Annotated in this window: 23 protein-coding genes; 13 read left to right on the forward strand and 10 right to left on the reverse strand. The window is 73.5% G+C overall.

Annotation, left to right across the window (positions count from 1 at the left end):
• Positions 1 to 8 precede the first annotated feature (8 nt).
• Positions 9 to 782 carry an ECF subfamily RNA polymerase sigma factor, BldN family gene (locus ACYP53_RS10935; protein ID WP_373313727.1) on the reverse strand — a complete coding sequence of 258 codons (774 nt, stop codon included), beginning with the start codon at positions 780 to 782 and terminating at the stop codon, positions 9 to 11.
• 608 nt (positions 783 to 1,390) lie between these two features.
• On the reverse strand, positions 1,391 to 2,395 hold the full coding sequence (locus tag ACYP53_RS10940; protein WP_459647288.1) for an HAD family hydrolase: 1,005 nt from the start codon (positions 2,393 to 2,395) through the stop codon (positions 1,391 to 1,393).
• A 321-nt stretch (positions 2,396 to 2,716) separates the two neighbouring features.
• Between ACYP53_RS10940 and ACYP53_RS10945 the strand changes: the two genes are divergently transcribed.
• The 7 genes from ACYP53_RS10945 (at position 2,717) to hemB (ending at position 10,025) form a co-directional block, all read left to right on the forward strand.
• Complete coding sequence (locus tag ACYP53_RS10945) at positions 2,717 to 2,992, forward strand: glutaredoxin family protein (protein ID WP_189915953.1); 276 nt, start codon at positions 2,717 to 2,719, stop codon at positions 2,990 to 2,992.
• 163 nt (positions 2,993 to 3,155) lie between these two features.
• Complete coding sequence (locus ACYP53_RS10950; protein ID WP_459647289.1) at positions 3,156 to 3,902, forward strand: 3'-5' exonuclease; 747 nt, start codon at positions 3,156 to 3,158, stop codon at positions 3,900 to 3,902.
• Positions 3,903 to 4,009: 107 nt separating this feature from the next.
• Positions 4,010 to 4,906, forward strand: a complete 897-nt coding sequence (locus ACYP53_RS10955) for a redox-sensing transcriptional repressor Rex (RefSeq protein ID WP_189916223.1) — start codon at positions 4,010 to 4,012, stop codon at positions 4,904 to 4,906.
• 25 nt (positions 4,907 to 4,931) lie between these two features.
• Positions 4,932 to 6,275, forward strand: coding sequence for a glutamyl-tRNA reductase (locus ACYP53_RS10960; RefSeq protein WP_189915955.1), 1,344 nt, complete (start codon positions 4,932 to 4,934; stop codon positions 6,273 to 6,275).
• A gap of 41 nt (positions 6,276 to 6,316) precedes the next feature.
• Positions 6,317 to 7,324, forward strand: a complete 1,008-nt coding sequence (gene hemC / locus ACYP53_RS10965) for a hydroxymethylbilane synthase (RefSeq protein WP_189915956.1) — start codon at positions 6,317 to 6,319, stop codon at positions 7,322 to 7,324.
• Positions 7,321 to 8,970, forward strand: coding sequence for a bifunctional uroporphyrinogen-III C-methyltransferase/uroporphyrinogen-III synthase (locus tag ACYP53_RS10970; RefSeq protein WP_189915957.1), 1,650 nt, complete (start codon positions 7,321 to 7,323; stop codon positions 8,968 to 8,970). The genes hemC and ACYP53_RS10970 overlap by 4 nt, the downstream gene beginning before the upstream one ends.
• A 74-nt stretch (positions 8,971 to 9,044) precedes the next feature.
• Positions 9,045 to 10,025, forward strand: a complete 981-nt coding sequence (hemB, locus tag ACYP53_RS10975) for a porphobilinogen synthase (protein ID WP_459647290.1) — start codon at positions 9,045 to 9,047, stop codon at positions 10,023 to 10,025.
• Positions 10,026 to 10,089: 64 nt separating this feature from the next.
• On the opposite strand, the gene ACYP53_RS10980 is transcribed toward hemB, so the two are convergent.
• The 3 genes from ACYP53_RS10980 to ACYP53_RS10990 all read right to left on the reverse strand — a co-directional run bounded on the left by ACYP53_RS10980 (position 10,090) and on the right by ACYP53_RS10990 (position 11,341).
• Positions 10,090 to 10,356, reverse strand: a complete 267-nt coding sequence (locus ACYP53_RS10980; RefSeq protein ID WP_189915959.1) for a hypothetical protein — start codon at positions 10,354 to 10,356, stop codon at positions 10,090 to 10,092.
• A gap of 213 nt (positions 10,357 to 10,569) precedes the next feature.
• Entirely contained in the window at positions 10,570 to 10,914 is a 345-nt protein-coding gene (locus tag ACYP53_RS10985) for a rodlet layer protein (protein ID WP_121174808.1), read from the reverse strand.
• Positions 10,915 to 10,996: 82 nt separating this feature from the next.
• Positions 10,997 to 11,341, reverse strand: a complete 345-nt coding sequence (locus ACYP53_RS10990) for a rodlet layer protein (RefSeq protein WP_189915960.1) — start codon at positions 11,339 to 11,341, stop codon at positions 10,997 to 10,999.
• Between the two features lie 299 nt (positions 11,342 to 11,640).
• On the opposite strand from ACYP53_RS10990, the gene ACYP53_RS10995 reads away from it, so the two are divergent.
• Complete coding sequence (locus ACYP53_RS10995; RefSeq protein ID WP_459647291.1) at positions 11,641 to 12,360, forward strand: hypothetical protein; 720 nt, start codon at positions 11,641 to 11,643, stop codon at positions 12,358 to 12,360.
• 169 nt (positions 12,361 to 12,529) lie between these two features.
• Here ACYP53_RS10995 and ACYP53_RS11000 read toward each other — a convergent pair whose 3' ends face one another.
• The 3 genes from ACYP53_RS11000 to ACYP53_RS11010 all read right to left on the reverse strand — a co-directional run bounded on the left by ACYP53_RS11000 (position 12,530) and on the right by ACYP53_RS11010 (position 13,648).
• Complete coding sequence (locus ACYP53_RS11000) at positions 12,530 to 12,910, reverse strand: hypothetical protein (protein ID WP_189916224.1); 381 nt, start codon at positions 12,908 to 12,910, stop codon at positions 12,530 to 12,532.
• Positions 12,911 to 13,023: 113 nt separating this feature from the next.
• On the reverse strand, positions 13,024 to 13,296 hold the full coding sequence (locus ACYP53_RS11005) for a chaplin (RefSeq protein ID WP_189915962.1): 273 nt from the start codon (positions 13,294 to 13,296) through the stop codon (positions 13,024 to 13,026).
• Positions 13,297 to 13,405: 109 nt separating this feature from the next.
• The gene (locus ACYP53_RS11010; protein ID WP_189915963.1) at positions 13,406 to 13,648 is read right to left on the reverse strand and encodes a chaplin; all 243 of its coding nucleotides are present in this window, start codon (positions 13,646 to 13,648) and stop codon (positions 13,406 to 13,408) included.
• A 573-nt stretch (positions 13,649 to 14,221) separates the two neighbouring features.
• Between ACYP53_RS11010 and ACYP53_RS11015 the strand changes: the two genes are divergently transcribed.
• Complete coding sequence (locus tag ACYP53_RS11015; protein WP_189915964.1) at positions 14,222 to 14,461, forward strand: chaplin; 240 nt, start codon at positions 14,222 to 14,224, stop codon at positions 14,459 to 14,461.
• A 273-nt stretch (positions 14,462 to 14,734) separates the two neighbouring features.
• Positions 14,735 to 16,372, forward strand: a complete 1,638-nt coding sequence (locus tag ACYP53_RS11020; protein WP_459647292.1) for an RICIN domain-containing protein — start codon at positions 14,735 to 14,737, stop codon at positions 16,370 to 16,372.
• A gap of 93 nt (positions 16,373 to 16,465) precedes the next feature.
• Here the strand turns inward: ACYP53_RS11020 and ACYP53_RS11025 are convergent, their stop codons facing one another.
• Positions 16,466 to 17,053, reverse strand: coding sequence for a DUF4291 domain-containing protein (locus ACYP53_RS11025; protein ID WP_459647293.1), 588 nt, complete (start codon positions 17,051 to 17,053; stop codon positions 16,466 to 16,468).
• A gap of 155 nt (positions 17,054 to 17,208) precedes the next feature.
• Between ACYP53_RS11025 and ACYP53_RS11030 the strand changes: the two genes are divergently transcribed.
• The 3 genes from ACYP53_RS11030 to ACYP53_RS11040 all read left to right on the forward strand — a co-directional run bounded on the left by ACYP53_RS11030 (position 17,209) and on the right by ACYP53_RS11040 (position 20,613).
• Entirely contained in the window at positions 17,209 to 18,507 is a 1,299-nt protein-coding gene (locus ACYP53_RS11030; RefSeq protein ID WP_459647294.1) for a hypothetical protein, read from the forward strand.
• 63 nt (positions 18,508 to 18,570) lie between these two features.
• Positions 18,571 to 19,059 (forward strand): MarR family winged helix-turn-helix transcriptional regulator, encoded by a 489-nt coding sequence (locus tag ACYP53_RS11035; protein WP_189915968.1) that lies wholly within the window; start codon positions 18,571 to 18,573, stop codon positions 19,057 to 19,059.
• Positions 19,060 to 19,167: 108 nt separating this feature from the next.
• Positions 19,168 to 20,613 (forward strand): MFS transporter, encoded by a 1,446-nt coding sequence (locus tag ACYP53_RS11040; protein ID WP_459647295.1) that lies wholly within the window; start codon positions 19,168 to 19,170, stop codon positions 20,611 to 20,613.
• Positions 20,614 to 20,669: 56 nt separating this feature from the next.
• Here the strand turns inward: ACYP53_RS11040 and ACYP53_RS11045 are convergent, their stop codons facing one another.
• Positions 20,670 to 21,152, reverse strand: a complete 483-nt coding sequence (locus ACYP53_RS11045) for a hypothetical protein (protein ID WP_078589103.1) — start codon at positions 21,150 to 21,152, stop codon at positions 20,670 to 20,672.
• Between the last annotated feature and the right edge of the window lie 129 nt (positions 21,153 to 21,281).

The raw sequence follows: 21,281 nt of genomic DNA on the forward strand, positions 1-21,281 counted from the left end.
CGGCCGGCTCACCGCGCGTCGGGCGGGAGCAGCCGGGCCAGGGTGCGCACGGCGCGGTACTGCAGGGTCTTGATGGCACCCTCGTTCTTGCCCATGATCCGGGCCGTCTCGGCGACCGAAAGCCCTTGCAGGAACCGCAGGGTGACGCACTCCTGCTGCTGCGGGTTGAGCCGGCGCACCGCGTCCAGCAGGGCGGCGTTGGAGAGCGACTCCAGCACCGACTCCTCCGGGCTGCGCTCGCACTCGTTGGAGTCGAGCATCTCGCCGGTGGTGACCTCCAGCCGGAAGCGGCTGGACTTGAAGTGGTCGGCGACCAGGTTGCGGGCGATGGTGACCAGCCAGGCGCCGAAGTCCCGGCCCTGCCAGGTGAAGGTGCCGATCCGGCGCAGCGCGCGCAGGAAGGTCTCGCTGGTGAGGTCCTCGGCCGTGGCCCGGCTGCCGACCCGGTAGTAGATGTACCGGTAGACGGTGTCCGCGTAGTGGTCGTAGAGCCGGCCGAAGGCGTCGCTCTCGCCGGCCTGGGCCCGCTCGACCAGCTCCATGATCGGGTTGTGCTCGGTCTCGTACCCGGGGCCGGTCGTCGTCCGGGCGCGGCCGCGGCCGACGCCGGTGGTGCCGGTGCGGCCGCGCGCCCCGGTGCCGGTCGAGCCGGCGGCGGTGGTGCGCAGCGCCAGGCCGGTGCCGTGCGGGTGGCCGAACGGTCCGCCGGCGGTCGCGAGTTGGGGCGAGGCGGCGAGCTGGCTGCGGAGCAGCGTGCGCAGCAGGTCCAGGCCGGTGGAGATCTGCCGCTCGGCGGCCGGGCGGACGCGGTGGCCGGAGCGGGGGCGCAGGGGCGCGGACGACGGGCGGGAGGGTGCAGGCGCGTCGTTCCGGACGGGTGGGTACACGGGACTCCCAGAGGCAGAACTGTGGACGGATCACCTCCGCCTGCGCGGAGAGCACTCCCCGAAGCGTCCGTTCGAGCGGGACGCGTGGTGACGTGCATCCAGGAGAGAATAACGCTTTGTGCAATGACAGCTACACCGTGTGGTCGAAGTGGTCGTTTGGGATCCAGTTGTTGTGCATATTCGGCTGACACTGACCGGAGCTGTCATCGTTCATCCGGCTCAACGTGATCGAACGGGCGCCCAGGGTGACCAATTCGGCGGTCTGACGGGCGGTTTCCCAGCCTTGAGGCTCGGCAACCCCCGACTTTCCCGGTCTGGCGAACGATCAGAACCGGTCACCGGCTGACAGGTTCGCTCAACCGCCCCGGACTCGCCTGTGGTGCAAGGGAGTTCGCCCGTAAGAGCGGCCAGCTCAGGGCCCTGGTTGACGCCCGCTCACCCGCCCGGGGGAACGGGCCGGGTGAGCCCGCGCGAGCGCCGGTGACGGCCGCGGGAGGGTGGGATCAGGCGCGCCGGCGACGGCGGTGCAGTGCCACCGCGGCGGCCGCGCCGCCGGCCAGCACGCCGACCGCGGCCGCGGCCGGCAGACCCACCCGGGCCGCCTTCCGCCCGGTCCGGAAGTCCCGCACCCGCCACCCCTGGGCCCGGGCGTGGCGGCGCAGCGCGCCGTCCGGGTTCACCACGTACGGGTGGCCGACCAGCGAGAGCATCGGGATGTCGTTGGCCGAGTCGCTGTACGCGGCGCAGCGGTCGAGGTCGAGGCGCTCGCGGCGGGCCAGCGCGCGGACGGCGGCGGCCTTGGCCGGGCCGTGCAGCAGGTCGCCGACCAGACCGCCGGTGTACCGGCCGTCCCGGGCCTCGGCGACGGTGCCGAGCGCGCCGGTCATGCCGAGCCGCCGGGCGATGATCCGGGCCACCTCCAGAGGGGCGGCGGTCACCAGCCAGACCCGCTGGCCGGCGTCCAGGTGCATCTGGACCAGGGCGCGGGTGCCCGGCCAGATCTTGTCGGCGACGACCTCCTCGAAGATCTCCTCGCAGATCGCCTCCAGGTCGGCGGTGGGCTTGCCGGCGACGATGCCGAGGGCGGTGTTCCGGGCGTCCGAGATGTGGTCCGGGTCCTCGGCGCCGTGCAGCCGGAACCAGGCCTGCTGCCAGGCGAAGCGGGCGATGTCGCGGCGGGTGAGGAAGCCGCGGCGGTAGAGGCCGACGCCGAGGTAGAAGATCGCGGCGCCGCGCAGGATGGTGTTGTCGCAGTCGAAGAAGGCCGCGGCGCGGGGGTCGTCCGGGTCCGGGGTGTGGTTCTCGGCCGGGGCCTTGGGGGTCTTCCCGGGCCTGGCCGCGGCCGGAGCCCCGTCGGCCTCCCGCGGGGTCGGCGCGTCCGTCGCGGGGGCGGTCGGCGCGGGCCCGGGCTCGGCGGCCAGTGCGGCCTCGGCGGCGGCCTCGCCGGCCAGGGCGCTCCGCTCGCTGGTGGAACGTCTCGACTGGGTGAGCCTTCGGAGCACGGCCATGGCATCGAGCATAGCCAGCCGGGCACGCGGAGGCCGTGACGGAGCCGTGCCCACGAGGTGAACAGCTCCACCGGGCGCCGGGCGGACACCCGACGCGCCGGGCGGGCCCCGGGCACGCCCTGGGCGGGCCAAGGACAGGCCGGGCGCCCCGCCCCGAGCCGAAGGGCCGTGCCGGTGCCGAAAGGGAGAAGCGAGGGAGCGAGGCACGAGCGAGGGAGCGCCGACCGTCGGCACCGGGTCCGAGCGGCCCGGAGGCGAGCGGGCGAGTGGCAGTGCGGGCGAGTGGCAGTGCGGGCGAATGACAGCGCCCACAATGGGCTGGTGAGCCCACTGCTGCGACGCAAGACCCCCAAGCCCGCGGACCGTACCGTGACCCTGGTCGGCAAGCCCGGCTGCCACCTCTGCGACGAGGCCCGCGAGGTGATCGTCCGGGTGGCGGGCGAGCTGGGGGCGTCCTTCGAGGAGAAGGACATCACCCAGGACGAGGAGCTGTTCCGCCGCTACTGGGAGCAGATCCCGGTCACCCTGATCGACGGCCGGCAGCACGACTTCTGGCGGGTCGACGAGCGGCGGCTGCGCGCGGCCCTGGGCGGCTGAACGGCCCCTCGCGCCGGTGTCCGCGCCCCCGCCGATCGGCGGGGGCGCTTCGCCGAATCGTTGCCAAACGCACGCCGTTTCGGCTTGGGGCGGGGCGGGTTGGTCGGCTTACGATCGAACGCGTTTGCGCCCGTGGGGGGCTGAGCACACGAGGAGTGTCGCCATGCTTCCCGGTCCGACACCTGGCACGCCCGAAGGCCCGTCCGGGGCCCGGGGCTTCGCCGTGGTGGACGTGGAGGCGACCGGCCGCAGCCCGTGGCGGCACCGGGTGGTCGAGGTCGCCGTGGTGCTGCTCGACGAGCGGCTGTGCCCCGAGGGGGAGTTCGCCACCCTGCTGGACCCGCTGGGCCCGGTCGGCCCGACCCATGTGCACCGGATACACCAGGGCGACGTCGAGGGCGCCCCGCGCTTCCGCGAGATCGCCCCGCTGCTGCTGGAGCTGCTGGCCGGGCGGGTGCTGGTCGGCCACCACGTCACCTGTGACCAGGCCTTCCTGGATCGCGAGTTCGCCCGGATCGGGGTGCCGCTGCCGCCCGTCCCGCTGCTGTGCACGATGGAGCTGGCCCGGGTCCACCTGCCGGAGGCCCCGAGTCACGGCCTGGCGGCCTGCGCGGATGCGGCGGGCCTGGGCTGGTACCCGGCGCACACCGCGCTGGGCGACGCCCGGGTGACGGCCGACCTGCTGCGGCACTGCCTGGGCGCCCCGTCCTGCCCGCGGGACGACTGGGCGGGCCCGCTGCGCGAGGCGGCCGGGGTGCCCTGGCCGCGGCTGGGCCGGGCGCGGTCCCGCCCGTCCGGAGGGGGCGTCCCGCTGCTGCGGCGGGAGGCTCCGTACGGCCCCTGGCTGCCCGGTTCCCAGGCCCCGGAGGTCGTGCTGACCCAGGCCGCTGCTATGGGTTCGACGGCGTGATGCGCATCACTGTGCCCGGACAAAACGGACACCATCTTTGTGCACACGTTCACAAACGCATAGCCTGGCTGCCAAAGCCCAGCTTCACCCACAGGAGCACCGTGGCAATCGGCCGATCACCACAGAGCAGTTCGCAGACGCCCGACCAGGGCGCCGCGCGCCGACCCTCGCGTGCCCGGGGCATCCCGGAGGCGACCGTCGCCCGCCTTCCCCTCTACCTGCGGGCCCTCACCGCGCTCTCCGAGCGCTCGGTGCCGACCGTCTCCTCCGAGGAGCTGGCCGCCGCGGCCGGCGTGAACTCGGCCAAGCTCCGCAAGGACTTCTCCTACCTCGGCTCCTACGGCACCCGCGGCGTCGGCTACGACGTCGAGTACCTCGTCTACCAGATCTCCCGCGAGCTCGGCCTGACCCAGGACTGGCCCGTGGTCATCGTCGGCATCGGGAACCTCGGCCACGCCCTCGCCAACTACGGCGGCTTCGCCTCCCGCGGTTTCCGGGTGGCCGCCCTGCTCGACGCCGACGCGAACGTGGTCGGCACCAGCGCGGCCGGCCTGCCGGTGCGCCACATGGACGAGCTGGAGTCGATCGTCGAGAGCCAGCACGTCTCCATCGGCGTGATCACCACCCCGCCCGGCGCGGCCCAGCAGGTCTGCGACCGGCTGGTCGAGGCCGGCGTCACCAGCATCCTGAACTTCGCCCCGACCGTGCTGACCGTCCCGGACGGCGTGGACGTGCGCAAGGTGGACCTCTCCATCGAGCTCCAGATCCTGGCGTTCCACGAGCAGCGCAAGGCCGGCGAGGAGCCCGACGACCGCGCCGAGTCCGTGCTCGACCGCGCCCCCGGCCCGGTCCGCGCGGCCGCCGCCAAGCTGCGCCGCGCGGCCGGCGGCAGCGGCAAGGGCCGGGGCGCCGCCGAGCCGGCGCCCAAGGACCAGGCCGAGCCGGCCAAGGGAAAGTCCGCCAAGGGCGGCGACGGGGATCTCTCCGCGGTGATGCCCGCATGAACACCGAGAGCTGTGGGGGGCGGGCATGAGCCTTCTCGTCGTAGGGCTGAGCCATCGCACGGCCCCGGTCGGGGTGCTCGAGCGCGCCGCGCTGACCGGCGGGGTGCCGACCCGGCTGCTGCACGACGCGGCCGCCACCGCGACGGTCGCCGAGGCCGCGCTGCTGAACACCTGCAACCGGATCGAGCTGTACGCCGACGTGGACAAGTTCCACGCCGGCGTCGCCGAGCTGTCGCTGCTGCTGGCCCACCACAGCGGGGTGGACCTGGAGGAGCTGACCTCCCACCTGTACGTCCACTACGAGGACCGCGCCGTCCACCACCTGTTCTCGGTGGCCTGCGGGCTGGACTCGATGGTGGTCGGCGAGGGCCAGATCCTCGGCCAGCTGCGCGACGCCCTGGCCAAGGCCCAGGAGGAGCACACCGCCGGACGCGGCCTGAACGAGCTGTTCCAGCAGGCGCTGCGGGTCGGCAAGCGGGCGCACAGCGAGACCGGCATCGACAAGGCCGGCCAGTCGCTGGTCACCTTCGGCCTGGAGCAGGTCGCGGCGGGCGCGGGCGAGATCGCCGGCAAGCGCGCGCTGGTGGTCGGCGCCGGCTCGATGAGCTCGCTGGCCGCCGCCACCCTGGTCCGCTCCGGCGTCACCGACCTGCTGATCGCCAACCGCACCGCGGCCCGCGCCGAGCGGCTGGTGGAGATCCTCGGCCCGGACGTGGCCCGCACCCTGGACCTGGCCAAGGTGCCGGAGGCGCTCGCCGACGTCGACCTGGTGATCTCCTGCACCGGCGCGGCCGGTGTGGTGGTCAAGGCCGAGGACGTGGCCGCCGCCGTCGCCCTGCGCCCGGCCGGCCGGGGCCCGCTCGCCCTGCTCGACCTGGCCATGCCGCGCGACGTCGACCACGCCGTGCACGAGCTGGACGGCGCCCTGCTGGTCGACCTGGAGAGCCTCTCCCACGCGCACGCCGCCACCCCCGGTGCCGGCGACGTCGACCAGGTCACCCGGATCGTCGCCGACGAGGTCACCGCCTTCGGCGCCGCCCAGCGGGCCGCCCGGATCGCGCCGACCGTCGTCGCGCTGCGCTCGATGGCCTCCGACGTGGTCGCCGCCGAGCTGGGCCGGCTGGAGTCCCGGCTGCCCGACCTGGACGAGCGGTCCCGCGCGGAGATCGGCCAGACCGTCCGCCGCGTCGTCGACAAGCTGCTGCACGCCCCGACCGTCCGGGTGAAGCAGCTGGCCGCCGAGCCCGGCGGCGCCTCCTACGCGGAGGCCCTGCGCGAACTGTTCGACCTCGACCCGGCCGCCGTGCACGCGGTGTCCGGCACGCCCGTCGGCGGCGCGCCCCAGCCCTCCGCCGGGGGCACCAGATGAACCGTCAGCCATCCCACGAGTACCACCGGGACGATCACCCCATGAATGGTCAACCGATCACCGAGCAGCCCTCGGCCACCGCGGCACTGCGGCTCGGCACCCGGCGCAGCGCCCTCGCCATGGCCCAGTCGGGCATGGTGGCCCGCGAGGTGACCAGGGTCACCGGGCGCCCCGTCGAGCTGGTCGAGATCACCACGTACGGCGACACCTCCCGCGAGGCGCTGGCGCAGATCGGCGGCACCGGCGTGTTCGTCTCCGCGCTGCGGGACGCGCTGCTGGAGGGCCGGATTGACTTCGCCGTGCACTCGCTCAAGGACCTGCCCACCGCCGCCCCCGAGGGCCTGGTGCTGGCCGCCGTCCCCGAGCGGGAGGACGTCCGGGACGCCCTGGTCGCGGCCGAGGGCCTGAACCTGGACGAGCTGGTGGAGAAGCTGGCCGGAGCCGGCCGCCCGGCCCGGATCGGCACCGGCTCGCCCCGCCGGATGGCGCAGCTGAACGCCTGGGCCACCGCCCGCGGCGCCCAGCTGGAGACCGTCGCGATCCGCGGCAACGTGGACACCCGGATCGGCTACGTGGCCGGCGGCGAGCTGGACGCGGTGGTCCTGGCCACGGCCGGCCTGAACCGGCTCGGCCGCGCCGCCGAGATCTCCCAGCACCTCGACCCCGAGCTGATGGTCCCGGCCCCCGGCCAGGGCGCGCTCGCGATCGAGTGCACCGCCGCCGACCCGGACCTGGCCGCCGCGCTCGCCGCCCTGGACCACGCCCCCACCCGGGTCGCCGTGGCCGCCGAGCGCGCCCTGCTGGCCACCCTGGAGGCCGGCTGCTCGGCGCCCGTGGCCGCGCTGGCCACCTGGGGCCGGGAGAACGAACTGCGGCTGGACGGTGTGGTCGGCAACCCCGACGGATCCGCCCTGCTGAAGATGTCCGCCAATGGTCCGATCGTCCTCGACGAGACCGCCGAGCGGCAGGCGGTGGCCCTCGGCCGCGCGCTGGCCGGCCGGCTGCTCGACGGGGGCGCGGCCGCCCTGATGGGGGAGCGAGCCCGATGAGCCCCACCGCCGCCACCGACGCCCTGTTCCCCGCCGGGCAGCCCGCCACCGGACGGTGCACCTTCCTGGGCGCGGGCCCCGGGGACCCGGGCCTGCTGACCCTGCGCGCGGTCGAGGTGCTGTCCACGGCCGACGTGCTGGTCGCCGACCCGCTGACCGCCGCCGCCGTGCGCAGCCACTGTCCGGCCGCCGTACAGGTGCACGCCCCGGCCGCCGAGGGCACCGACTTCGACCTGGCCAAGGTCGTCGCCGAGGCCGTCCGCTCCGGCAAGCACGTGGTCCGCACCGTCGACGGCGACCCGGGCCTGGACGGCTGCGCCGCCGAGGAGATGCTCCGCTGCGCGGGCGACGGGATCCCCTTCGAGGTCATCCCGGGCGTCGCCCAGTCGGTCGGCGTCCCGGCGTACGCGGGCGTCCCGCTGCGCGCCGGCGCCGGCACCGACGTGCGCTTCGTGGACGGCGCCCAGCTGCTGGCCGGGGGGCCGGTCGACCTGGGCGCGCCGGAGACCACCCTGGTCGTCCGCACCACCCTGGGCCAGCTGCCGGCCACCGCCAACGCGCTGGTCTCCAACGGCCGCAAGCCGGAGTCCGCGCTCAGTGCGACGCTCTCCGGCACCACCACCCGGCAGCGGACCTTCACCTCCACGCTGTCCGCCATCGCGGCCGACCTGAAGGCCGCCCGGGTGCTGCCCTCGCCGGTCTCCGCGCCGGTGGACCCGGCCACCTCGGTGATAGCCGTGGTGGGCGAGCAGGTCGCCCACCGGGCCTCGCACTCGTGGTTCGAGACCAAGCCGCTGTTCGGCTGGAACGTCCTCGTGCCGCGCACCAAGGAGCAGGCCACCGGCCTGTCCGAGCAGCTGCGCTCGTACGGCGCGGTGCCGCAGGAGGTGCCGACCATCGCGGTCGAGCCGCCGCGCACCCCGCAGCAGATGGAGCGGGCCATCAAGGGCCTGGTCACCGGCCGCTACGAGTGGATCGCCTTCACCTCGGTGAACGCGGTGCGCGCCGTCCGGGAGAAGTTCGAGGAGTACGGCCTGGACGCCCGCGCGTTCGCCGGGATCAAGGTCGCGGCGGTCGGCGAGACCACCGCGCAGGCCCTGGTGGACTTCGGCGTGAAGCCCGACCTGGTGCCCTCCGGCGAGCAGTCCGCCGCCGGCCTGCTGGAGGACTGGCCGCCGTACGACCCGGTCTTCGACCCGATCGACCGGGTGCTGCTGCCGCGCGCCGACATCGCCACCGAGACCCTGGTGGCCGGTCTGGTCGAGCTCGGCTGGGAGGTCGACGACGTGACGGCGTACCGGACGGTGCGCGCCTCGCCGCCGCCCGCCGAGACCCGTGAGGCGATCAAGGGCGGCGGTTTCGACGCGGTGCTGTTCACCTCGTCCTCGACCGTCCGGAACCTGGTCGGCATCGCGGGCAAGCCGCACAACGTCACGGTCATCGCCTGCATCGGCCCGGCCACCGCCAAGACCGCCGAGGAGCACGGCCTGCGGGTCGACGTGATGGCCCCGGCGCCGTCGGCGGCCGCGCTGGCCCAGGCCCTGGCAGACTTCGGGGCCAAGCGCCGCGACACCGCGACGGCCGCCGGTGAGCCGGTCTACCGGCCCAGCGAGCGCCGTCCGGGTTCGCGCCGCAAGGCCCGCTGAGGATCCTCAACCATGAGGCCGGGGGCGGCGGTTGCTCGCCCCCGGCACTGCACGACCGTTCGGAGAGAGAAGCCGTGTCCGCTGAATTCCCGTACGTACGTCCCCGCCGGCTGCGCCAGAGCCCGGCGATGCGCCGACTGGTGGCCGAGACCCGGCTGCACCCGGCGGAGCTGATCCTGCCCGCGTTCGTGAGCGAGGGCCTCACCGAGGCGAAGCCGATCGCCTCGATGCCCGGCGTGGTCCAGCACACCCGGGACACCCTGCGGAAGGCCGCGGTGGAGGCGGCCGAGGCCGGCGTGGGCGGCATCATGCTGTTCGGCCTGCCCGAGGTGAAGGACGCCGTCGGCTCCGAGGGGACCAACCCGGACGGGATCCTGCAGCAGGCCATCCGCGACGTGGTCGCCGAGGTCGGCGACCAGCTGGTGGTCATGTCGGACCTCTGCCTGGACGAGTTCACCGACCACGGCCACTGCGGCGTGCTGGCCGAGGACGGCAGCGTGGACAACGACGCGACCCTGGCGCGCTACGCCGAGATGGCCGTGGTCCAGGCCGAGGCGGGCGTCCACATGGTCGGCCCGTCCGGCATGATGGACGGTCAGATCGCGGTGATCCGCCGGGCGTTGGACGAGGCCGGCCACCAGGACGTCAGCGTCCTCGCCTACACCGCCAAGTACGCCTCCGCGCTGTACGGCCCGTTCCGCGAGGCCGTCAACTCCTCGCTCAAGGGCGACCGCAAGACCTACCAGCAGGACCCGGCCAACGCCCGGGAGGCCCTGCGCGAGCTGGAGCTGGACCTCGCCGAGGGCGCGGACCTGGTGATGGTGAAGCCGGCCATGCTGTACCTGGACGTGCTGCGGCAGGTCGCCGACGCCTCCCCGGTGCCGGTGGCCGCCTACCAGATCTCCGGCGAGTACTCGATGGTGGAGGCGGCCGCCGCCAACGGCTGGATCGAGCGGGAGCGCACCATCCTGGAGACGCTCACCTCGATCCGCCGGGCCGGCGCCGAGCAGATCCTCACCTACTGGGCCGTCGAGGCCGCGGCCATGCTCAAGTAGCAAGCACCGCAAAGCGGAAGGCCGGGCCGCTCCCCCCGCGGGGAGCGGCCCGGCCTTCCGGCTGTTACTGCCAGCCCTTGATGTGCGCGAAGCCCTCGCCGCCGCCGATCAGGTCGGTGGAGGTGGCCGCGCCGCCGCCGAAGCCGCCGGCGGCGACGTCGGTGGTGTGGGCGATGCCCCAGCCCCCGCCGGCCACGAACGGCTCGTCGGCCGAGGCGACGATGCCGCCGCCGCCCGCGAGGCCGACGTGGGCGAAGGCCGGGGTGGCGGCACCCGCGAGTGCCAGGGCGGCGGTGACGGTCAGTGCGGCCTTGGCCAGCGTGCTCTTCATGGATCTGCCCTCTCTCTGGGAGCGCCCCCGCGGGCGCTCTGACACGTGTTCACATCCGGCCGTCCGGCCCGGCGCCCCACGCGCCGGGCCGGACGACCGGTCACCCGGCCGGTCCGCCCGGTGGCGGCCGGCCGGACACCTCGTCCGTCACAAGCCCGGAGGGCCCGGGGAGACCTTCCTCCCCGGGCCCTCCGTCCGTGCCGTGCCCCTTGATCAGCCGATCAGGTGCGAGACGCCCGCGTCGCCCGAGGACTGGGTGTTCTGGCCGACGTTGCAGATCTGCTTCGGGGTGCTGTTCAGGACCGGAACCTCGACCGGAACCGCGACGCCGATCACGGCGACGGCGATGTTGTGGACCTCCGGCAGGCAGATGTTCGCGTTGTCCAGGGTGTGGAAGTTCGGGCTGCCGTTGCCGTGGGTGCCGGTCTGGTTGGTGCCGCCGTTGCCCTGGACGGAGGTGGCGGCGCCGTCCGAGTCGACGATGGCGGAGGCCGAGCCGGCGGACATCGCGATGGCGGCGGCGGCCAGGCCGGCGGCGGCGAGGGACTTCTTGATCATTTCCGGTTTTCCTCTCGAGGGTGAATCGGGGAGCGATTCGAAGGTGGATCAGAGGGTGGTGCAGGGTGAGCTGAACGGAGCGTCAGCCGATCAGGTGGGACACGCCCGCGTCGCCGTGGCTCTGGGTGCCCTGGCCCTGGGTGCAGTACTGCTTGCCGCCGCTGTTGGCGATCGGGACCTCGACCGGAACGGCCACCCCGAGCACACCGACGGCGATGTTGTGGATCTCGGGGAGGCAGACGTTCGCGTTGTCCAGGAAGTGGAAGTTCGGGCTGTTGTTCCCGACCGTGCCGGTGAAGTTGGTACCGCCGTTGCCCTCGATGGAGGCGGCGGAGCCGTCCGCGTCACCGATGGCCGAGGCGGGCGCGGCTGCGGCGGCCAGCGCGGCGACGGCCAGGCCGGCAGCGGCGAAGGACTTCTGGATCATGGGGAGATCCCTCTCTGAAATGCTTGGATTCCGTGCGTACAACGCGTAGAACGCTCAGACCCGGTCTGCAGTCACTGACGTCCAGATCAAAGAATGACGGCACGGAAGGTTACGGGGATTCTTGAAAAGAGTCCGGGAGGCGCGGCGTCGGGCGCTTTCCGGTCGCATTATTAGGCCGATCCGGTTAACCGGCGCAATCCGGGCTCCCGCTCACTCGTTGAGGCAGATTGCTTTCCGGCTGCGCCCGCGCAGCCCTTCCCCGAGTGATCCCCAGTACGGACAGCAGAACGGTGAAAAGCATGAAGTTCTCCAAGAGGGCCGGCGCGATGCTGCTGGCGGTCGGTGCGGGCATGCTCGCCTCCCAGGGACCGGCCTCCGCCGCGCCGGTCGGCCCCGACCAGGTCGGAGCCCTGGAGGACAAGCTGGCCACCCAGCAGGTCCCGGCGGACGTGCCGCTCACCCCGCTGGGCAGCCACCTCTCGGCCGGCATCCCGACCTCGCTGGTCATGCCGCCGGTGCCCGGCCGGACCACCAGCACCAGCAGCGAGCTGATCCCGGAGCGGATCGTCCCCCAGCTGAGCACCGGCAAGGTCGGCCCGAGCGCCAAGGCCGAGCTGCCGCTCCCGCTGGTCGACCAGGGCGCCGACCTCGGCGGGGTGCTGCTGGACGCCCCGGCCTCGCCGCTGCACGCCGACACCCCCGGCCTCACCCTCGGCAAGCCGCTCTCGCTCGCCCAGGACGGCGCCGGGCAGCTCGCCGACGGCCGGCTCAAGGTGGACGAGCTCGACCCGCGCCTGCTCACCGGCGCCGTGCAGGCCGTTCCCGGGGCCAACGCCAGCCTCGGCGGCGAGGACCACCGGCTCTCCGTCACCGACGAGGTGAGCGACCTGACCACGACCACCGCCGCGACCGCCACCGAGGTGGTGGGGCAGACCGGACTGGCCGACCCGGCGGCCACCACCGCGACCGCCACCGGCGTGGTCCAGCAGACCGGCCTGACCGACCTGACCCGGCTCTGACCCGGCTCTGATCCGACCCGACCCCGGCACCGCTCCGTGGCCCGGCACCGCTCCGTGGCCCGGCACCGGCCCCGGTCCGGGAGCTCGGGCACCGGCCCGGCGCCCGGTACGGCAGGAGCCCGGCACCCCGCTCGCGCGACGGGGTGCCGGGCTCCGGCGCGTCCGGGGCTCAGCCCGGCAGGACGCCGGTCAGCCCGCCGACCAGCGGCAGGTCCTTGACGCCGCCGCCCGCGCTCAGCGGGCCGGTCAGCGTGTCGGTGCCGACCGGGGCCAGGCCCTGGTCCGGCTGGACGGTCGCGCCGTTGTTGAGCACGTCGGCGGAGGAGTTCGCCCAGGGGTCCAGGCGCAGGCTCTTGATCGGCGCGACGCCGTAGCCGAGGCCGGAGGTCGTGCCGTTCAGCGCCTGGCCGATGTCGGTCCTGGCCAGCGTCGCCGGACCGGCCGGGGCCTGACCGGCCGGGGCGGTGGCGGCCTGCGCCGAACCGGCGCCGAGCAGCACCGCGGCACCGACGGCGGCGGCCAGACCGGCCCCGCTCTTCTTCGAAACCATGCGGATCACCCTTCGGAGGATCGGGGGTCCCGGACGTCCGTCCGGGGATGCCGAACTGCCCCCCGGCCGGCTGGTCGGGGGGCAGTACGGCCGGAACACGTGCCGATCGGGGATCAGCAGTCGTCCGCGGGCGGCGCCGGGTGCGCCTCGACGTTGGCGCAGCTGTTGCCGAACGCCGGGTTCAGCAGGCCGATCACGTCGATGGAGTTGCCGCACAGGTTGATCGGGATGTGCACCGGAACCTGGATCTGGTTGCCGGAGGCGACACCGGGGGAGCCGGCGGCGACGCCCTCGGCGCCCGAGCTGGCGGCGGCGGACCCGGCCGCGCCCAGCACCAGGCCGGCGGCGGCGGCGGAGAGGACGGCGGCCTTCTTCACGTTCTGCATGGGGGTTGATCTCCTCGATCACACACGGGTGGAGCGTGCCGCGCCCCGGCGCTGCGGGGCGCGGCACGGGCTCGGTGAATCAGCTGTCGCCGCTAGGACGACCGCGGGTTCAGCCGATGTTGGCGCACTTGTTGCCGAACGCCGGGTTCAGGATGCTGACGACGCCGATGCTGTTGCCGCAGACGTTCAGCGGGATGTGGATCGGCACCTGGATCTGGTTGCCGGAGAGCACACCCGGGGAGCCGGCGGCGACGCCCTCGGCGCCGGAGCTGGCGAAGGCACCGCCGGCGGCACCGAGCACCAGGCCGGTGGCGGCCAGGGAGAGCGCGGCGGCCTTCTTGAGGTTACGCATGTCATTCCTCCGATTTCTGCCCGACGGAAGGTGAATGTCGGGATCCGGGCGAGTACGAATACTCACCCGAAGGGTTCAGGGATTGCCGTGATTTTCACTCGGGTGGCGCACACCGGCGTGTTCCGCCCATGGCTCGGGCGTGGACGCGGTCGCCGTTCCAGCAGCGCCTGTCGAAACGATTCCCGCACGGCCGGGAAAGGCTTCGGAGCGAAGGCGCGACCAGGTGGAATTCCCGGTCAGGCGTTCCGGCGGGGATTGCCGGACGCCGCGTTCGGGAGGCCCGCCACGCCGATCGAGCCGCCGGTGGCCGCGGTGCCGACGACGCCGTGGGCTCGCTTGCGCATGGCCGTACTCGATTCGTGTGTGGGGGCCGGTGGATCGGGTTCCGTGAGGGAGAACGAGGCACCGCGCGCGGGGAAACGGTCCGGTCGAAGCCGATCACCCGAATGCCGACCGGAGACCCCGTTGCTCCGGACGGGTGACAGTACGAGCGCCGTCGCAACCGCTCCGGACGGGTGTCGTTCTTGATGTCGCACTCCCCGTGCATCTCTGTTGAACAGTCAGGAGGCTCGCATGAGCATCAAGAAGACCGCCGCCGTGGGCGCGGCCGTGGTGGGCATCGTGGCCGCCGGCGCCGGCTCCGCGATGGCCAGCTCCGGCGCCGAGGGCGTCGCGGCCGGTTCCCCCGGTGTCATCTCGGGCAACCAGGTCCAGATTCCGGTGCACGTGCCGGTCAACCTGTGCGGCAACACCATCAACGTCATCGGCCTGCTGAACCCTGCGTTCGGCAACCACTGCGCCAACGTGGGCTGAGACCGCACCCGGTTCGGCCGGTGCGAGCCGCCGTTCCGCGCTTCCCTCCTGGGGCGCGGAGCGGCGGCTCTTCGCGTTCCCCGAGGCGTTGCCCGAGGCGTTGCCCGAGGCGTTGCCCGTCCGGCCGTCAGCTCCCGGCGCTGTCAGAAGCCTTGTTGCGTTACTTGTCAGTACCTAGAATCCGAGTCCTGCTCACCTTTTCCGCTCCCTCTCCTGCTCCGCGCCGCTCGGCGCCCGCCCGGGCGGTCCCCACCCCCCTGCAAGGAGTCGCGTGTGATCAGGTCCCGGCTGTCGGCGGCACTCGCCACCGGCGCCCTCCTCGCCACCCTCGGCCTGGCCGGCGCCCCCGCCGCCCTCGCCGACTCGGCACCGGCCCCGGCGCCCGGCGCCGCCAAACCGGCCGCGGTCGTCGCCCTCGGCGACAGCGCCATATCCGGGGAAGGGGCCGGCACCGACACCGGCGACGGCTACTTCCCCGAGACGGACAGCCCCACCAACTACTGCCACCGGCACCCCAAGTCGGAGATCTTCGTCACCGACATCCCCGGGGTCACCCCGATCGACCTCGCCTGCTCCGGCGCCCAGACCGGCGACCTGGTCAGCGACCCCGAGCTGGCGAAGATCACCGGCCCGGGCAGCGGCGACTTCGGGGAGCCCAAGCAGGACGTCAAGCTCGCCGACACGGCGGCCAGGTACGACGTGAAGCTGGTCGTGGTGACGATCGGGGCCAACGACGACTTCGACTTCAGCGGCGTCATGATGCACTGCCTGGCGCAGTACTTCCCCGTCCCCAAGGACCAGGGCTGCCGCGACACCATCGGCAGCGACGAGATCCGCAAGCGCGCCAAGGGCGTCCAGCCCAAGGTCGTCGCGGCGCTGCAGAACATCCGGCAGACCATGCGCCGGGCCGGCTACGCCGACTCCTCGTACCAGCTGGTCTACCAGTCGTACTTCAACCCGATCACCCCGGACATCCGGCGCAACGACTACCTCGGCAAGGTCGCCGACGGCTGTCCGGCCTTCCCCGAGGACCTCGCCTGGGGCCACAACTGGGTGGTCCCGACCTTCAGCGACGCCCTGCGCGGCGCGGCCGAGCAGGTGCCCGGCGTCCGCTACCTGGACCAGCGGCGGGTCGCCTTCGGGCACGAGGTCTGCGCGGAGTGGACCAGCTCCCCGTACGAGTACAGCAACGGGGACGTCATCAACCTCTCCGAGTGGGTGCGCAACGGCTGCGACTCGCAGATCGGGATCCCCGGCCTGTGCATGAACATGGTCCGCCAGTCGTACCACCTGCGGGTGGCCGGCTACCGCGGCGAGGGCGTCTGCCTCGGCCAGTTCTACGCCCGGCCCGAGCTGGCCCAGGCGTACTGCACGCTCAACCAGCAGAACACCACGTCGATCCAGCCGCTCACCCCGGGCAAGCCCTTCGGCGACGTCCCGGAGGACGGCGCCTGGTACCAGCTGACCAACGCGGGCACCGGCAACGCCCTGGACCTCACCGGCGGCGGCAGCTACGGCGACTCCACCAACGGCCGGGCCGCGATCAGCTACCCGGCCGGCGGCGGGCTCAACCAGTCCTTCGTGCTGGAGGCCAAGGCCGGCGGCGGCTACGAGCTCGACTTCAGCGGCAACCGGGACATGTGCCTGGACGCCAACGCGGCCTCGACCGCCCCCGGCACCCGGATCCAGCAGTGGCGCTGCAACGGCGGCGGCAACCAGCACTGGGTGTTCAAGCCGGCCGGCGACGGCCGCTACAAGATCGCCGACTCCCAGGACCAGGGCAAGGTCCTGGCGGCCGGCAGCACCCTCGACGCCAAGGGCAACCCCTACGTCGAGCTGGCCACCGACACCGGAGCCGCCAACCAGCTCTGGCAGCTCACCAAGCTCGGCATCGTCTACGTCAAGAGCTGAGCCAAGGGCTGAGCCAAGAGCTGAGCCAAGGGCTGAGCCAAGAGCTGAGCCAGGGCCTGAGTCAGGGCCTGAGCCGAGGGCTGACCCCGCCCCTCACGCCGTCGCCGCCCCCAACCGGGCGGCGACGGCCGCACCCACCGGGTACGCCGTCTCGACCGGCAGCAGCCCCGGATCCCGCCCCACCCGCACCCGCTCGGCGAGCGCGGTGACGTCCGAGATCCGCCGGATCCACTCGTCCGCGTACCGCCGCACCGCCTCGCCGCGCAGCCCGACCTGGACCGCCCGGTGGTCCAGCGGCCGCAGGTGCAGATCGCGCTCCGGGTCCCACTGGACCCGCACCGGGCTCTGCCGCAGCTCCCGCTTCCAGGCCGCCTGCGAGTCGTGCACCCGGCCGGTGTAGGCGCTCAGCACCGCCCGCTCCAGCGCCCAGTCGAAGCCCTCCCGGCTGATCTCCAGGGCCAGCACCCGCTCCTGCCCGGGGCTGCGGCCCCAGTCGCTGCGGTGCATCATCCAGAGGAACGACGGCTTGATCCAGGTCATCCGGTCGCGCTTGAAGGCCTCCGGGAACCGCCCCTCGGCGGCCGCGGGCTCCGCGATCTCCGGCGGGAACGCCTGGTAGACGGTGATCGTGTCGGCGGTGTGCTCGGCCCTGATCAGGCGTGTCGCGGGGGTGCTGGGCATACGGGGAATCGTCGCGGGCGCCGCTGCCCGGGCGCCAGGGGTTTTCCACCGGGCGGGGGTCGGCGGGCCCGCCGGGGGCGTGCCGTAGGCTCTCGGGAACATCGTTGCGCCGGAGCCGCGCGGACCACGAGCGGGGCGGGGAGTACCCAGAGCAGATGAGCACGGCATCGAGCACCGAGTCGTCCAGCACCGAGCCCGGCAGCACCGAACCCGGGGCGCCCGCCGCGGCGACGACGGCGGAGCCGTCCGGGACGGGGGCGGGCCGGGCACCCGGGCGGTTCGGGGCGCTGGTGGACCGCTTCGCACCCGCGCTGGGCGCGTACGCGGTGGTCAAGGCCACCGGCCTGACCGTCTTCCTGCTGCTGCTCTCGCACACCGGGGACTACCTGAAGAAGCAGCCGGGCCGCGGCGGCGGCGCCAACCCGTGGGACGTGCTGGGCACCTGGGACGGCGTCTGGTACCAGCGGATCGCCGAGAACGGGTACGACCCGCAGCTGATCCCGCTGCGCGGCTTCCCGCTGGCCACCTACTACGAGAACTCGGCCGCCTTCTTCCCGCTCTACCCGTGGCTGATGCGGCTGGTCGGCGCGGTCACCGGGCTCGGCCCGTACGGCTCCGGGATCGTGGTCTCGGTGCTGGCCTCGCTGGTCGCCGCGGCCGGGATCTTCGCGATCGCCGAGCGGCTCGGCGGCTTCCGGGCGGGCATGACCGCCGCGGTGATCTGGGGCCTGTTCCCGGGCTCCGGCGTGGAGTGGGCGGTCTACTCGGACTCGCTGTTCGTCGCGCTGTCGGCGTGGGCCTGCTACTGCGTGATGACCCGCCGCTGGCTGACCGCCGGCCTGCTGGCACTGGTGGCGGGCCTCAACCGGCCGACCGCCGCCGCGCTGATCGCCGCCGTCTCGATCGCCGCGCTGGTCGCGCTGGTCCGCCGCACCGACGGGGTGGCCCGTCCGCTGACCGCGATGCTGATCACGCCCTGGGGCCTGATCGGCTACGTCGCCTGGGTCGGCTGGAGGATGGGGGACTGGGGCGGTTACTTCAAGCTCCAGCGCGGCGCGTGGAACCGCTACTTCGACGGCGGCGCCTCCACGCTCCGCACGTTCATGGACGTGATCACCGGGCATTGGGACTTCTGGCAGTCCAACCCCGTCCCGGACCTGATCGCGATCGCCCTGCTGATCGCCCTGCCCGGCCTGCTGGTGCTGCTCTGGCGCGCCCGGCCGCCGCTGGTGCTCTGGGTCTACACGGCGCTGACCATCGCCACCGCGCTGAGCAGCAACCAGATCTTCGGCAACATCTCGCGCTACCTGCTGCCGGCCTTCCCGCTCTGCATCGGCCTGGCGTTCGCGCTGCGCAAGGTGCGGCTGTCCTCGCTGGTCGGGCTGTTCGCGATGCCCGCGATCGCGGCGGGCTGGTACGCCGGCTATGCGCTGTTCGAGTTGGGCATCCCGTAGACCCGGCGTTGGTTGGCAACGGGATCATCCGGCAGCAGACGGGCCGTTGCTAACCTCGGACGTATGACGACGACCCCTCCCGTGCGCCAGATCCGCGACATCTCCGGCCTGCTGGACCACGCCAGCCATGTGCTGGCGACCCGGATGTCGGCCGCCTTCACCGAGCTCGGGATCACCCCCCGCGCGTACTGCGTGCTGTTCCACGCGCAGGAGGCCGAGCGCACCCAGATCCAGCTGGCCGAGCTGGCCGACCTGGACAAGACCACGATGGTGGTCACCGTCGACGAGCTGGAGAAGGCGGGCCTGGCCGAGCGCCGCCCGTCCGCGACCGACCGCCGGGCCCGGATCATCTCGGTCACCGAGGAGGGCGAGCGGGCCGTCGTGCGGGGCACCGCGATCGCCGACCGGGTGCACCGGGAGCTGCTGGAGTCGCTGCCGCAGCCCGAGCGCGAGGTCCTCGTCTCGGCCCTGACCCACCTGGTGGAGGGCCATCTCGCGGAACCGGTGGAGAGCGAACGCACCGTGCGCAGGGCCCGCCGGGCCCGGGGGTAGCCCGACCGCCCGAAGCCTGCCCTCGGAACCTGCTCCCGAGATAGATAGTCCCGAACAAAACAATCTGATAGCGTCTTACCCGGTACTCGACGAACCGGGAGAACTGCCATGACCACGCACGCGCCGGTCGCGCCCCGCACGGATTCCGCGACCTCCACCCGTTCCCGCCTGCTCGCCCTCGCGGTGCTCTGTGCCGGAATGCTGATGATCATCCTGGACGGCTCGATCGTCACCGTGGCCCTGCCGGCCATCCAGGAGGACCTCGGCTTCTCGCCGGCCGGGCTGACCTGGACGGTCAACGCCTACCTGATCGCCTTCGGCGGCCTGCTGCTGCTGGCCGGCCGGCTCGGCGACCTGATCGGCCGCAAGCGGGTGTTCGTCGCCGGGCTCGCCCTCTTCACCGCCGCCTCGCTGCTCTGCGCCGTCGCCACCAGCCCCGGGCTGCTGATCGGCGCCCGCTTCCTGCAGGGCGTCGGCGGCGCGCTCGCCTCCTCGGTCAGCCTCGGCATGATCGTCACGCTCTTCCCCGAGCCGGGCGAACGCGGCCGCGCCATCGGCGCGTTCAGCTTCGTCGGCGCGGCCGGCGCCTCGATCGGCCAGGTGCTCGGCGGGGTGCTCACCCAGGCGCTCAACTGGCACTGGATCTTCCTGATCAACCTCCCGCTCGGCCTCGCCGCCGCCCTGCTCGCCGTCCGGGTGCTGGAGTCCGAGCGCGGCCCCGGCCTGCGGGCCGGCGCCGACGCCCCCGGCGCCGCGCTGATCACCGCCGCCCTGATGCTCGGCGTCTACACCATCGTCGGCACCGGTGAGTACGGTTGGGCCTCCGCCCGCACCCTCGGCCTGGGCGCGCTCGCCGTCGCCCTGCTGGCCGCCTTCCTGTGGCACGAGGGCCGGGCCGCCCACCCGCTGCTGCCGCTGCGGATGTTCCGCTCCCGCGACGTCTCCGGCGCCAACCTCGTCCAGGTGCTGACCATCTCCGGGATGTTCGGCTTCCAGATCCTGGCCGCCCTCTACATGCAGAACGTCCTCGGCTACGGGGCCGCCGCCACCGGCCTCGCGATGCTGCCGGCCGCGGTCGCCATCGGCGCGGTGTCCCTGCTGCTCTCCGCCCGGCTGAGCGCGCGCTTCGGCGAGCGCCGCGTCCTGCTCGCCGGTCTCGCCCTGCTGGTCGTCGCGCTCGGCCTGCTGGCCCGGCTGCCCGTCGACGCCGAGTACGGCGTCCACCTGCTGCCGACCATGCTGCTCATCGGTGGTGGCGGCCTGGTGCTCTCCACCCTCGCGGTGCTCGGCATGTCGGGCGCCGGTCCGGACGACGCGGGCACCGCCTCCGGCCTCTTCAACACCACTCAGCAGGTCGGCGGCGCGCTCGGGGTCGCCGTCCTGACCACCCTCGCCGACGGCCGTACGGCCACCCTGGCCGCGGCCGGGCAGGCCGCCCCCGACGCCCTCGCGGGCGGCTTCCGGCTCGCCTTCGGGATCGCCGCCGTACTGCTCGCCGTGGCGCTGCTGGTCGCCGCCACCGTGCTCAAGCCGAAGCCCACCACGAAGAGTTGACGAATCGTCACATCACCTCACCCCGGCCCGCGTTCCGCGGTTCCGGGGTGGCGTGCTCAGGGCCAGACCAGGCAGTACAGCTGGTGGCCGGCCTCGTGCAGCCGGTTGGCGAAGTCCTGCCACTCGTGCAGCATGCTGTAGATCACGAAGGCGTCCCGCGGCCCGCGCCGGTCCGGGACGGTGGACCAGATGAAGGCGGCGGCGCCGAGTTCGGTCTCGTCGGCCTTGCGGAGCGGCTCGACGACGTTGTGGGGGAGCTGGACGACGGCGTAGTCCGGGTGCAGCACGACGAGTTCCAGCGGCGGCACCTGGTGCAGCGGGACGCCCTGGATGCCGGTGAGGACCATGGCGCTCATGGTCTCCGGTTTGATCTTGGTGGAGAGGTGGCCGGTGGGGGAGCCGCTGGTCTCCATCAGGTCGCCGAGCCGCCCCAGCGAGCCGAGTTCGCCGGCGTCCAGGCCGAGCCCGCCCGGGCCGAGGGCGGTGGGGACTCTGGCGGCGGTCGCGCGGTCGGGGGCTCCGAAGTACTTGTAGGTCACCCCCACGCGTCCCTCACCCCGCCTCTCGCCGCCGCGGCGACCACGTCCCGTACCCGCTCCCGTACCCCCGCGTGCGGCCTCGGCAGGCCGGCGGGAGCCCCCCGCGGCCTCGTCGTAGCCGTCCTGCGC

The sequence above is a fragment of the Kitasatospora sp. Ki12 genome (genome assembly GCF_054601375.1).

Bases quoted from the DNA above. Each gene is read 5' to 3' on its own strand.
- ACYP53_RS10940 (WP_459647288.1), bottom strand. From the start codon at position 2,395: ATGGCCGTGCTCCGAAGGCTCACCCAGTCGAGACGTTCCACCAGCGAG.
- ACYP53_RS10950 (WP_459647289.1), top strand. From the start codon at position 3,156: ATGCTTCCCGGTCCGACACCTGGCACGCCCGAAGGCCCGTCCGGGGCC.
- ACYP53_RS10960 (WP_189915955.1), top strand. From the start codon at position 4,932: ATGAGCCTTCTCGTCGTAGGGCTGAGCCATCGCACGGCCCCGGTCGGG.
- hemC (WP_189915956.1), top strand. From the start codon at position 6,317: ATGAATGGTCAACCGATCACCGAGCAGCCCTCGGCCACCGCGGCACTG.
- ACYP53_RS10970 (WP_189915957.1), top strand. From the start codon at position 7,321: ATGAGCCCCACCGCCGCCACCGACGCCCTGTTCCCCGCCGGGCAGCCC.
- ACYP53_RS10980 (WP_189915959.1), bottom strand. From the start codon at position 10,356: ATGAAGAGCACGCTGGCCAAGGCCGCACTGACCGTCACCGCCGCCCTG.
- ACYP53_RS10985 (WP_121174808.1), bottom strand. From the start codon at position 10,914: ATGATCAAGAAGTCCCTCGCCGCCGCCGGCCTGGCCGCCGCCGCCATC.
- ACYP53_RS10990 (WP_189915960.1), bottom strand. From the start codon at position 11,341: ATGATCCAGAAGTCCTTCGCCGCTGCCGGCCTGGCCGTCGCCGCGCTG.
- ACYP53_RS10995 (WP_459647291.1), top strand. From the start codon at position 11,641: ATGAAGTTCTCCAAGAGGGCCGGCGCGATGCTGCTGGCGGTCGGTGCG.
- ACYP53_RS11000 (WP_189916224.1), bottom strand. From the start codon at position 12,910: ATGGTTTCGAAGAAGAGCGGGGCCGGTCTGGCCGCCGCCGTCGGTGCC.
- ACYP53_RS11005 (WP_189915962.1), bottom strand. From the start codon at position 13,296: ATGCAGAACGTGAAGAAGGCCGCCGTCCTCTCCGCCGCCGCCGCCGGC.
- ACYP53_RS11010 (WP_189915963.1), bottom strand. From the start codon at position 13,648: ATGCGTAACCTCAAGAAGGCCGCCGCGCTCTCCCTGGCCGCCACCGGC.
- ACYP53_RS11015 (WP_189915964.1), top strand. From the start codon at position 14,222: ATGAGCATCAAGAAGACCGCCGCCGTGGGCGCGGCCGTGGTGGGCATC.
- ACYP53_RS11025 (WP_459647293.1), bottom strand. From the start codon at position 17,053: ATGCCCAGCACCCCCGCGACACGCCTGATCAGGGCCGAGCACACCGCC.
- ACYP53_RS11030 (WP_459647294.1), top strand. From the start codon at position 17,209: ATGAGCACGGCATCGAGCACCGAGTCGTCCAGCACCGAGCCCGGCAGC.
- ACYP53_RS11035 (WP_189915968.1), top strand. From the start codon at position 18,571: ATGACGACGACCCCTCCCGTGCGCCAGATCCGCGACATCTCCGGCCTG.
- ACYP53_RS11040 (WP_459647295.1), top strand. From the start codon at position 19,168: ATGACCACGCACGCGCCGGTCGCGCCCCGCACGGATTCCGCGACCTCC.